This is a genomic window from Peribacillus sp. NPDC056705 (assembly GCF_043656335.1).
Genome location: NZ_JBHTYI010000034.1, coordinates 15,076 through 27,273, shown reverse-complemented (window position 1 = coordinate 27,273; position 12,198 = coordinate 15,076). Strand labels below are relative to the sequence as shown.

The 12,198-nt window shown below is 38.3% G+C and carries 9 protein-coding genes; 2 read left to right on the top strand and 7 right to left on the bottom strand.

The window, feature by feature from the left end:
- Positions 1-70: 70 nt before the first annotated feature.
- The 3 genes from ACFRAK_RS23910 to ACFRAK_RS23900 all read right to left on the bottom strand — a co-directional run bounded on the left by ACFRAK_RS23910 (position 71) and on the right by ACFRAK_RS23900 (position 3,676).
- Entirely contained in the window at positions 71-1,672 is a 1,602-nt protein-coding gene (locus ACFRAK_RS23910) for a sodium:solute symporter family protein (protein WP_387600405.1), read from the bottom strand.
- Positions 1,673-1,813, bottom strand: a complete 141-nt coding sequence (locus tag ACFRAK_RS23905) for a hypothetical protein (RefSeq protein WP_214793556.1) — start codon at positions 1,811-1,813, stop codon at positions 1,673-1,675.
- Positions 1,814-1,909: 96 nt separating this feature from the next.
- A complete protein-coding gene (locus ACFRAK_RS23900) occupies positions 1,910-3,676 on the bottom strand; it encodes a sigma-54 interaction domain-containing protein (RefSeq protein ID WP_394572653.1) in 1,767 nt (588 codons plus the stop codon).
- A gap of 339 nt (positions 3,677-4,015) precedes the next feature.
- On the opposite strand from ACFRAK_RS23900, the gene ACFRAK_RS23895 reads away from it, so the two are divergent.
- Positions 4,016-5,974: an oxidoreductase gene (locus ACFRAK_RS23895; protein WP_394572651.1), complete on the top strand. Its 1,959-nt coding sequence runs from the start codon at positions 4,016-4,018 to the stop codon at positions 5,972-5,974.
- Between the two features lie 222 nt (positions 5,975-6,196).
- Here ACFRAK_RS23895 and ACFRAK_RS23890 read toward each other — a convergent pair whose 3' ends face one another.
- On the bottom strand, positions 6,197-6,361 hold the full coding sequence (locus ACFRAK_RS23890; RefSeq protein ID WP_394572650.1) for a hypothetical protein: 165 nt from the start codon (positions 6,359-6,361) through the stop codon (positions 6,197-6,199).
- 292 nt (positions 6,362-6,653) lie between these two features.
- Between ACFRAK_RS23890 and ACFRAK_RS23885 the strand changes: the two genes are divergently transcribed.
- A complete protein-coding gene (locus ACFRAK_RS23885; protein WP_394572649.1) occupies positions 6,654-8,369 on the top strand; it encodes an AIPR family protein in 1,716 nt (571 codons plus the stop codon).
- A gap of 807 nt (positions 8,370-9,176) precedes the next feature.
- On the opposite strand, the gene ACFRAK_RS23880 is transcribed toward ACFRAK_RS23885, so the two are convergent.
- From ACFRAK_RS23880 to ACFRAK_RS23870, 3 genes are all read right to left on the bottom strand, one after another.
- On the bottom strand, positions 9,177-9,971 hold the full coding sequence (locus ACFRAK_RS23880; protein WP_394572647.1) for a protein NO VEIN domain-containing protein: 795 nt from the start codon (positions 9,969-9,971) through the stop codon (positions 9,177-9,179).
- A gap of 225 nt (positions 9,972-10,196) precedes the next feature.
- Positions 10,197-10,331: a hypothetical protein gene (locus ACFRAK_RS23875; protein WP_394572645.1), complete on the bottom strand. Its 135-nt coding sequence runs from the start codon at positions 10,329-10,331 to the stop codon at positions 10,197-10,199.
- A gap of 142 nt (positions 10,332-10,473) precedes the next feature.
- Positions 10,474-12,198 carry an AIPR family protein gene (locus tag ACFRAK_RS23870; RefSeq protein WP_394572644.1) on the bottom strand — a complete coding sequence of 575 codons (1,725 nt, stop codon included), beginning with the start codon at positions 12,196-12,198 and terminating at the stop codon, positions 10,474-10,476.

Below are 12,198 nucleotides of genomic sequence, written 5' to 3'. Positions count from 1 at the left end.
GGGTGATACATAGTTTGAATTTTAGCTAGTTTTCAGAAAAAAATGACAGGGATCCCCCCTGCCATTTCCATCAATTCATACTGATCGGCCAATAATAAAACACTAGCGTAACCATGATGATCATGACGCCGCTGATCATTAAATAGGCTGGGTATCTGCGGGTGATGTTCATTTCTTTTTGCTCGTCTATTTCAATAGGAGTTTGAAGGATATTGGCTTGAAACTCCCTTTCTTCGATGGTGATCGTTCCATACTTGGAGCCAATGATGAGTGCACCTATGCTTAAGATTAAACCTATGATGACAGGATTGAGGTAAACGGGAAGGCTTATTCCGAACATGCCGAGGCTTTCTCCGAGAATCACGCCAAAGAAGCCGAATACGATGCTCCAAAAGGCTCCTTCTTTCGTTACCTTCTTTGAAAATACGCTTGATATGGCAATCGGCCCCCATGATGCCGCAAATAATGTAGCCGCAAAGTAGCCGATCCACATGACGGCAGGCGGCTGGAACAATCCAATCAATAGAATGATCAAGCTGATCACGACCATGGAAATGCGGCTGGCCCGTAATAAATGTTGATCTGTGTATTCCTTTTTCCGTGATTGTTCCATGATATCCCGTGTTATGCTGCTTCCTATAATCTGAAGGAAGCTCGAACAGGAAGATAAAGCCGCAGCCATGATGCCGCTGACGATGATGACTCCAAGCCATGTCGGGACAATATTCATCGCTGCCCAAATGAATACCTTTTCCGTCGGAGCGATATCCGCTTTAATGGTGGTGATTGTCGAGATGCTGATATGAAGGAACAAATAGACGGTTAAAATCGATATCGTTGCCCATACGCCGGCCCGGATGGCTACGTGTTCATTCTTAGCCATCAAATATCGGCTGCTTTGCCATGGACTCACTGCAATGACAATGCCCCAGACCAAACCCATGATGACTGCCCAGGCCAATGCTTCCCAAGGCGTGCCCATCGTTGCGCCAGGTCCGGTAATGCCATGCCAGCTTAATAAATCAGGCCGTTCGGCCAGGTTTGCCGCTTTAGTAATGGCATCAGGGAAACCGCCTGCTGATTTGATGATATAAGGAAAGCTAAGATACGTTGCGATCGAGAATAAAAAGAACATCACGGTATCATTCACCATGACCCCCTTCGCACCTGAGAGAATGGTAAAGGATGAATACACGACCCACATGATCACCAGGGCCATTGGATAGGAAACCCCGGAAACCTCGGCCAATAAAACCGCTGCCCCTTGGGTAACGGCAACCAAGTATGCTGCGATTCCGAGAATCGTCGTGATGGCAGCTGCCAGTCTTACCTTCTTCGAATGAAAGCGATTACCGAAAAATTCAGGAACGGTCAATGATTTGCTTCTTCTTAAATACCTGCCAAACAGGAACACCCCGAAAATATAGCCGCTTGCATTAAAAATAACGAGGATAAGCAGCAGGATCGGATACCCTTCATAGGAAAATCCCGCTTCTCCCATGAAAGATACCGTACTTAGGAAAGAGGCAACAAGCGTACCGGTTATCATCAATGTGTTTCCGCTCCGTCCAGAAACATAATACTCCTCTGAGCTTTTCACTTTCCTGAATAAGAAAATGCCGATCGAGACATATACACAAAAGGATACGATAATACCAAGCAGAAAGGCCACTTACATCCCCACCTTTTCGATCGGATCTTTTGCTTTTATTTCTTCTTGATTCTTTTTCATTTTCACCAGGAACACCTTCGTGATCCACCCCATGACAATTAAGGAACCTCCATAACTTAAAGAGAAAATCAACTCACCCATTTCTTGACCCCCTTATCAAAATAGAAATAATCAATAAAGAAATATGCAATATCCATACCAAGTTTTTGAATATTCAGATTTCAATAGAGGTTGATTTTATTTATCATCATGATAGCTAAATTGGTATTTGCCTAGTTTGCGCATGATCGTCGTTTGGCTGACCTCCAGGGCCTTGGCCATTTTCCGGGTAGATTTATAGGTGGAAAGGGCCTGGGACAATAATTGCTTTTCCGTTTCCTCTAACGCTTTTTTCAAAGGAATGATTCCTGTTAAATTGACTAGCGCCGTATCTTTGTAGGTTAGTTCGGAAGGCAAATCCTCTATCGTTACGATAGGTTTTCTAGCCGTCACGACAATTTGTTCTATAACATTTTCCAATTCGCGAACATTGCCCGGGTAATCCTGCAGCTGCAGAATTAACTTCGAATGATCATCGATCGTGATGGATTGACCGTACTTTTCATTGAATTTCTTCAGAAAATAATCGGTCAATAATAGAATATCTTCCTTCCGCTCACGCAGCTGCGGTATTTCCATTGGAACGACATGCAGCCGATAATAGAGATCTTCGCGAAACTGATTTTTCCTGATCATTTGCTTCAAGTCTTTATTCGTAGCGGAGATAATACGAATATTCACCTTTTTCTCCTTCGTACCTCCCACCTTCATGAACGTTCTCTCCTGGACCAGATGGAGGATTTTCACTTGAATGTCGAGCGGCATTTCCCCGATTTCATCAAGAAACAACGTGCCGCCATCAGCACTCTCAACAAGCCCTTGTTTCCCATGCTTATTGGCTCCCGTAAATGCACCGCTTTCGTAGCCAAACAGCTCGGATTCGATTAATGCCGATGGAATCGCGCCGCAATTCACTTGAATGAATTTATTATCCTTTCTACTGCTAAGATCATGAATGACCCTTGCTAATACGCCTTTCCCGACTCCGGTTTCACCATGGATGAAGATCGATGAATCCATCGGTGCGACTTTTTCAGCTAATTCCAAAACCTTTATCATCTTATCCGAATTTGTAATGAAGTTATTGAACGAAACGGTTCTTGAATTCTCATGCCGGGCTCGCTTGTTCCTAAGATTCACTCTGTTCAATTTACTCTTCATCTCAACCAATTCGGTGATATCCCTGGAATTCGAAACGATTCTATATAAATTCCCCTCCTCATCAAAAATCGGCTTCGCGGTGCAGAATACAGTCAGCCCATGCGGATAGGTTTGTTCCGCTGAATGGATCGCTTTCGTTTTCATGGTCTTTAATGTAACCGAATTGACAATCAATCCCTTTTCAACTAACTCTTTAATGTTCTTATTAATAAAGGCCTCCGGCGGCAGCCCTGTAAGCTTCTTGCACGCTTCACTCACGAATAACGTGTCCCCGTTGGCATCGGTCACGAAAATTTCATCATAGCTGGAATCCAGGATTTGCGTCAGCTCTTTGACCTTCTTTCTTGTCACCTCCAGCTCTTCATGCAGTGATTCATTTAGACTTATTAAGCTCTTAATCTTCTGTTTAAGCAGAATTTCCCTGACTTCAGTGATCGGATAGCATCTATATTGGTTATCGCCATGTTGAATCACAAAATCAAAGGTGCACAGATCCTCTTCACTTAGCTTATCTAAAACATCAACGACGACAAACGATGTATTAAGATAAGCCGTGATTTCCTGATCATGACCCTCACTATCCAATCTCTTCAAAAAGAAACCTTCCTCTAAAATGCCGAGGATTTCCAAGTGATTTTTCATGACAATAAAAGGAGAAGAATTGATTTTCAGTAAGGATTTTATATCCAAAATAGAAATATCGGAAAATACAATTAGTGATTCTTTTTTTGCTTCCGTATCCACACAATCACCCCATCATTTGATTTCGAACCGATTTTGTTACACTTTTCGGGGCGGCAAAGAAATAAGCGCCCCTCTCATTAGCAACGAATGTCCATATACCAACCAAATTTAAAGCTGAACCTTTTATGAATCACCACTTTTCAAAAAAGGTTCAGTTATCTATCTATAAAATACTAGATTCATGAGCCATACCCTCTTTATCAAAGTAAAAAAACGATGATGAACCCAAATTCCCGAACGGCATGATTATTGCATATTGAACCTGTATAGGGATAGGTAGAGGACGATTGGTGCCCTCTATACTCTCATTCTATCTAACATTAGGGAGTGGTCATGATCATGGCTCAATTCAAGAATCTGTTTACCCATTTAACGATCGGCTCTACTGAATTAAAAAACCGGATCTTAAGTACAGCACATCAAACAAACCATGTCACGGACGGAATCCCCACTTCGGATATGGTCGCCTATCATGAAGCCCGCGCCAAAGGGGGCGTCGGATTGATCATCCTTGAAGCAGCATCCGTACATCCATCCGGCATGCTTACGTCCAAAACGATTGCAGGATATGACGAAAGAATCGTCGATGCCTACAAAGAGATTTCCGAAACGCTCCATAAGTATGGAACGAAGGTTTTCTCGCAGCTATTTCATGGCGGACGGGAAGTCGTATCGAGCGACTACCGGAATGCGGCTTGGGCGCCATCAGCCGTTCCCAGCCTGCGCTTCGGCGTCATGCCAAAACCAATGAGTTTAGAAGATATTGAAGGAGTGATTGAGGGGTTCGCCCATTCAGCACAGCTGGCAAAGGAAGGCGGACTTGACGGAGTCGAAATTTGCTGTTCACACGGATATCTTCCTGCCCAGTTTTGGTCGGTGCATACAAATAAACGCACCGATCTCTATGGCGGATCTTTTGAAAATCGGATGCAATTCATCGTGGAAATATTGGAGAAGGTATGGGAAAGAGTCGGAGAAGACTTTACCGTCGGCATTCGCATGAGCTCGGATGAACTGACAATGGACGGGACAACGATGAAGGATTCCGTGCAAATCGTCGAATATCTCGCGGAAAAAGTCCGATTGGATTTCATCAATGTCACGGCCGGAGATTCAAGTACCTTCGAGGGATCAACACATATCGTGCCGCCATCACCGATAAAGCACGCATACCTATCTCCACATGGATTCAAAATCAGGATGGCGGGAGCCGTACCGGTCTTTGTCGGAAATCGAATCGTCGACCCCGTTGAAGCCGAACAGATCGTATCCACCGGAAAAGCCGATGTCGTCGGAATGACCAGGGCCTTAATCGTCGACCCTGACATGCCCAACAAAGCAAAAAACGGCGACCTGCAAGCAATCGATGCATGCATAGGCTGTTTACAAGCTTGTATCGGCCACTATCATAAAGGACTGCCGATTGGTTGTGTCCAAAACCCGACAACAGGTAAAGAAGCATGGATATTACCAGAATTAAAGAAAACAAGAAACAAACAGAATGTCCTCGTCATCGGCGCCGGACCCGGCGGATTACAAGCAGCCATAACAGCAGATTTACTTGGTCATTCCGTTACACTGATCGATCAAAGCAAATCAATCGGCGGCCTGCTCCGCACCATGCGCAAAGCACCGATGCGGCACGAACTGGCAGAATCGATGCTCGATAACTACTCCCGGAAACTGATGAGAAGCAATATAAATGTACAATTAGGAAAGACGGCCACCGCCCAAGAAATATCAGGAGCGAAACCGGACGCCATCATCTGTGCAACCGGCTCACGGCCCTATACACCAGCCATCGAAGGAATTGATGACCCACGGATCATCATGAGTGATGACCTATACAGCTCAACAAAAAAAGTCGGGGACAACGTACTCGTATTCGACTTTGGCGGCGACTGGCCCGGCATGGAAGCAGCCATCTACCTAGCCGAAAAAGGCCATGGGGTCACACTCATATCATCACGACTGCACATCGGCGAAACCGTCCACCAATATCTCAGGAACGAATACCTAAAAAAACTATACAACCTAAACGTCAAACTCCTTCCCCACTACGACATCGGGGCAATCAAAGAAAATCACGTCATCATCCGGAATCTATTCACCCAACAAAAAGAAGAAATAACCAACTGGGACTCCATCGTCCTCTCCCTTGGCCGCATACCCAACACAGAACTATTCGAAGAAATGAAAGGTTATGCTTCTGTTGTGAAACAGATTGGGGATTGCCTTGGACCGCGGACGATAGAGGAAGCGACGCATGAGGGGATGATGAGTGCTATTAGTTTATAAAAAAGAAGAGACATTCCTTGGGGGGATGTCTCTTTTTTGATTATATAGGTTAGGCATGACTGGCTCATTGGTTTACTAAAAGAAGACTGCCAACTATATTACCATAGTATATTATTTCGAATGTAGAGCTATTATTTGAACTATTCCTTTTATCGGAGCAGCTTTTTTAGAAACAAGAAAATCCATGAGCGTAAACCCGGCGGCTCCTGCTATAAAACCGATCTACGCCGTCCAGATTCCTCCATTACCTACCGAATCAGCAAGCAATTCATCTGCTACCGCACCAATCAATAGGTCAGTTCCAAATGTCAAAATATAGCCAATTATGTTTTTCTTAATCGAAATTAAGATGGCCTCAAGAGCACCGAGCAGGACATCAGAACCCAAACCCTCTCCCAATAGACAGCATTCCACATGGTTTTTCCTCTTTTGTTTTTATTGGTTAGTACCGGGTTGATGTTGGGGAAAGCAAGGGAGTCCCCATATAGAAAGTCAATAGGCAGTTTTAGTGAATAAAAATCCCCATCCAAGTATATTCACAGAATTTCAAACTTAGTCATAGGCACCTTGATACCAGAAGCTTTACTTAAGGTACTGTTCTCCCTAAATAGTCTAAAACGAGAACAGAAATTTACTTTTTTATGTTATAATTCTATTTATTATAATTGGAGGCAAATTTATGAACGATTCTGCACTATTGACGGAATGTCTAGAAGAATTTAAACAATCTAATGAATTAAATGATCTAAGGACTAGTGAATTATTTGAAATTTTTTCAATGTTATTGATAACTCAAAACTCAGAAACATCCTTTGATGAAATTTCAGAATGTATTGTAGATGGTAGCCTTGATGGAGGTATAGATTCTTTCCTAATTTTAATTAATGACAAATCTATAATGTCAATCGAGCAGTTAGAAGAAATTAAAATTACAGAGAAAACTGAAGTACAAGTTTTAATTGCTCAGTCTAAGTTTGAAAACTCCTTCAAAGAAGATCCTATTAATCGATTACAATCTTCAATGCCTCTTATATTAAATCTCGATATTGACGAAGACCACTTATTAACTCGTTTTAATTCGAAATTAGTAGAGAAAATCGGTCTATTCAGACGAATTTGGAGGAAAAGTATTGTAAAAAATGCAAAAATATCAATAAACTATATATATAGTTGTAAAAGTAATGAAATTTGTATAAATGCAGCTTTTCAATCAAAGATTGATCAATTAATTGACCTTACTAAACAGCAAACACGTGTAACAGACATTTCTTTTACACCATACAGTTCTAAAGAACTACTTTCATTATACAGTAAAGATCACTCGCCACAACTCGAAATCATGTTTAAAGAAAATCCTACTCCTATCTCCTTTTCGGATGATGAATATGGCTATATTGGAGTAGCAACCTTAAATAATTACTTTAATTTTATTACTGATGAAAATAACGTTATAAGAGAAAATATTTTCGAAAGTAATATTAGACACTATCAAGGGGAAGTAGATGTGAATAATAAGATTGCCAAAACCCTTTCAGATGATAATGAAAGGGACTTTTGGTGGTTAAATAACGGTATTACTATCATATCTTCTAAATGTCAACCTTTGCTAAAATCTTTATTCCTTGATAATCCTCAAATAGTTAATGGACTACAGACTTCTTACTCGATAGGTAAATACTTTACACCTAATCCCGAAGATAATCGCTGTGTGTTAATTAAAGTGGTCAAAACAGAAACTAAAAAAACTATTGATACAATTATATCAGCATCTAATAGCCAAAATCCTGTACCCCCAGTATTATTACGAGCAACTGATGAAATTCAAAGGAATCTTGAAATCTATTGTTTAGAACAAGGTTACTTCTACGATAGACGTAAAAATTATTATAAGAATCAAGGTAAAGCGGCTAATAAAATTATAAGTATACAAAGTATGGCGCAAGCTATTGAATCTATTTTAAATTTCAGTCCTGCAAATGCACGCTCAAAGCCTACAACTTTAATAAAAACTGACTCTTCATATAATAAAATCTTTAATGCCAAATTGGAATTTGGAGCATATTTAAAGGCTGCTCTTATTCATAAAGAGGTAACAAAATTAATAAATACAAATGACTCTATTGAAAAAGATTTAGCCAAAAACTTTGCATACCATTTATCTAGAATAGTTGTAAGTTTAATTTTACAAAAATCTAGATACATAGATCATGAACTTAGTAAATTTGATTTATCTTTACTTTCACAAGAAAAATTAAGTGAAACTTATGATTTACTTTACGAGATTTTAAAAGAATATCAATCAAGTAATCCTTCTGAAAATATAATAAACATTTCTAAATCTAATAAATTTGTTTTTTCGATTAATAAAAAATTAGATGAAAAATTCCCACAGTAAAAAAGGCTCACTTCACCCACGCATAAAACATCCTATTTAAACAAATAGGATGTTTTATGGTTTATATTAACTATAACTTCGCAACGGCTCGAATGCTGGTTGTAGATATTATATAACAAGAGTAGTGGAATTCACCCTTTAACACACTCTATGTATTAAAAACCTTTTTACTTCCCCATTTTTTTCCTGATGACTGAACCCGCTCCATTCCTATAACGTGAATATATCGAACCCACATTCCACAAGTATTTGTCTTTGAAGCTTGCCCTTTTCATTTTCGGTAATAAAAAGTTGCTTAAAATCGTCCGTATAATTGATTCCTTAGGACTCAATTATTTCACGTAAGGGTTATTTGAAAGTACATCCATCTTTTTTTCTGTAAAAAACTTTTTACTTATTAGATATCTCCCCAAATTTCATTTTTTTATAATTATACAGAAAAGCACCCTATAGGTAGACACTTTTTTAGTGTCTACTCTAGCTAGGGTACATTTGGCCGCATTCCCATTACAGAATTATTCGAAGAAATGAAAAGGCATGCTCCCATCGTGAAACAAATAGGGGATTGTCTTGGACCGTGTCCCATAGAAGAAGCGATACATGAAGGGATGTTGACTTTTCTGAGTTTATAAAGAGAAGAGACATACCTTTGGTGGAATGTGTCTTCTCTTTAAATTAAAATTCTTAAAAAGAAATCTAAGTACAAAAACATAAAAAATGACCATACAAAAGTATAATAGATTGCGCTGTGCTCCCCAAAACCTTTTCATCACATTCTCCAAATAGAAAGCAACTTCTTGCTAATATCTAGCTTTTTAGCTGAGAAGCATCTACTGCCCAATTTACTGTAATAGTGGTATAGATACTTTTATTTGGCTTTAATTTCATATAAGGATTTCTAATAATTTGTATATTTGGTTCCTCACTTATATTAGTAATAAAAACCAATATATACTCTTCTTGTTTCTCTTCGGCAACAGCCCATTCTTTATCAGTAAATAATATACCTCCCTTTACAGAAGCCAACCCTTTTACCTCAAAATAAATATCAGGATCTCCTGGTAATTTAAAGTCATAACCAGTACCATCTTGTCTTGTATCAATTAATGCTCCATCAGAAAATCCATTTATCTTTCCTTCATTAAATTTAGTTAAAAAAAGCTCCTCTGCTTTTATGCCAGTTATTCCTCTAGTGGTATATTCAGTACTAACCTTTGCCTTTCTCTTATTTTTATTATCTTTTTCTTCTACTTCTTCAAGCACTTTTACATAAGATTCTATATTCTCATTGTTCTCCATACCAACATTAAGAATATCTTTTACTATTTCAAACAATGCCATCTCACTTAAAAAGGAATATTTTTCAACTACTTCTGCTCTTGATGGAGGTAAGGGACTTTGGTGGTAACCAGCTCTATGAGAAAGGACAGTATCAAATTGGTCTCTCATATGCTTAATGGTATTGTGATTAACATTTATTTTTTCACCTACACCTCTAAAGGCCTGTCTCCTAGATTTATAACCTAAATCTTGTGCTGCTTTTAAATCATACTTTGATAAGTAAAATGCAACAATTAAAGCTAATTTAAATTTTCTTTCCATATCAATTCCACCTCATAAAACATAAAACAAGCATAGTATAAAATATTATTTTAATCTCCAAATAGTTTTGTTTTTGAACCCACAATATTACAACCTTTTACTCTCTCTATTTCTATGATCAAATAATTTTTCAACTATTGGCCCTATAACTTATGGTGCAGTTTTTTATGACAGACTACACATAAAGAAACAATAATAGAAAAATCAAATTTTCTCTAACATGGCCTATGAACTTAAAATAATTTTAGCTTTTCCATTAATTCTTTCTAATGAATTTTCAAGATTATAAATAGCTCCTCTAGCATTTGCTAGATTATTAGGGGCTAGTAAATGAGCAAGTACTCTAATGGCTGTTTCCATTCTAGGTCATGCTACTTTTATTGCCCATAAATTGTCCTTACGTTACACGGGATATATCTAAGCTGTTTGGTTTCTTTCCCAAAAGTAGCGTAAGGATCCTTGCTTTGTTAGCAATGTCGATATTTCTGCTTATGATTGATAGTTAACTTTGCTTATTATGTTTTTTTAATTTCTCTTGATAATTTAGCCAACACTCTTCCTTTTTACACCAGGAAGTAATATTGGATCCAGAGACTGGCGGATTATTAATATGTTCCCATGTAATCGGGAGAAGTCTTGCAAGCTCAAAAATCCATTTTTCAGGAACCGATTGCTGACTCCAAATTTCCATTAGATCAATTTGATTTCCTTTTCCATAAGAAAGCGCAGCAAGGGTATACGTGACAATATTTATTTTATAACCAGGATACTTTGCTTCTTTCACCAAATCATCGCACGTTTTAAATAAAATTGCCATTGCGATTAATTGTTTATAAAAGGCTGTATTTATATCAGCAACGGACTGATCGATAAGCTCCATAAAAGCTTTAAAGTTGGATTCACCTCCATTACTTACTTTATGAGGATATTGTATCCATGACATGTAGAATTTCGCCACATCTGTTTTGCTGAGCAATTGTGATTTAGGATTTACTTTTTTGAATTCATTTTTCCTTGCAGGAGTAGTTTCCCTGCTTAAATCAACTAAATACTGGCCGCGCGCACGTTCAAAAAACCACCGATTATTGGACTTCAAATTAGATGCTGAAGGAACCCACGTGGTACGAGATAAATTTTCTAGATTGATGAGCGCCTCATGGTTTGCTTTTAAATCTGATTCTGAAATTTTATTTTGTGTATTTGCATACTCTGAAATTTTGGAAGTCATCATGTTCATCTTTTCACGTGATTTAATGACTGTTAATTTTATCTGTATGTATACATTGCTTAAATCAACTTTATCTTCTTTCTTTGTATAATACAGAGATGCTGTAGTTTGCCCGCCATTCACGACTTGCAATCCTTTTATTTTATTGATCTTATAAAGAAGGCCATCTGCTGAAACCTCTGCTTCCACCTCTTCGGCTACTGTTGAAATTCCATTGTTATATGCGACAAACATTTCTTTTTCGCTGCGCAGTGTATTTTTAATTCCTTTGTTAACCTTACCTCTTGACTGTAAAAATGAACGCACATTTCGTTCAATTAATCTCTGTCCCCATTGTTCATATAAAGTAGCTAAGGTATCCCCAGAAATGTACCCGACAAAACAATCAAAATCGTTGCTGTTTTCATCTACTCGAAGCATAGAAAAGCTTTTTTGAGACAACTTTGTTAAATCAATTTCAATGGCTTCTACACCTTGTGATTCGTTCACTAATTGAAATAAACGCTCTATATCCCAAATCTGATAGACAATCTCTTTCCCCTCAACCACTTCGATCTCTACAGAAGCATTGCTTTTGTAAATACGATTAGAAAGAATTAACACTTCGATCTCTGTCTGTTCATAATCTAATTCATAAATTAATTGTGCTAAAGGATAGTCACCTGCTATATCTTCAATCACATTAACTAAATCTGTTCTTGCTTTTTTTATATATTTTAACGCACGCTTATACAGTTTCTGAATGATCGTTTTAGAGACTGATGTTCCATAATGAAAATTTTCGTAATCTGCAACAATGAAAATTAATTTATTGTGATCTCTGTCATAAGCATATGCATTAGCTTGAATGCCTAATTGGGATCGGTAACTTAATTTAAAATCAGTAAATAGTTCGTTTGCTTCTAAATATTCGCAAAAAGCATTAATGAACTTTTCTTCTTGATTCTGTCCGTCGCTGTGCAAGTCTTTAAATTCAATTACAAACTCTTGCAAATTCAT

Excerpts from the sequence above, each read along its gene's own strand:
- ACFRAK_RS23870 (WP_394572644.1), bottom strand. The coding sequence starts at position 12,198 with ATGAATTTGCAAGAGTTTGTAATTGAATTTAAAGACTTGCACAGCGAC.
- ACFRAK_RS23885 (WP_394572649.1), top strand. The coding sequence starts at position 6,654 with ATGAACGATTCTGCACTATTGACGGAATGTCTAGAAGAATTTAAACAA.
- ACFRAK_RS23895 (WP_394572651.1), top strand. The coding sequence starts at position 4,016 with ATGGCTCAATTCAAGAATCTGTTTACCCATTTAACGATCGGCTCTACT.
- ACFRAK_RS23880 (WP_394572647.1), bottom strand. The coding sequence starts at position 9,971 with ATGGAAAGAAAATTTAAATTAGCTTTAATTGTTGCATTTTACTTATCA.
- ACFRAK_RS23875 (WP_394572645.1), bottom strand. The coding sequence starts at position 10,331 with ATGGAAACAGCCATTAGAGTACTTGCTCATTTACTAGCCCCTAATAAT.
- ACFRAK_RS23905 (WP_214793556.1), bottom strand. The coding sequence starts at position 1,813 with ATGGGTGAGTTGATTTTCTCTTTAAGTTATGGAGGTTCCTTAATTGTC.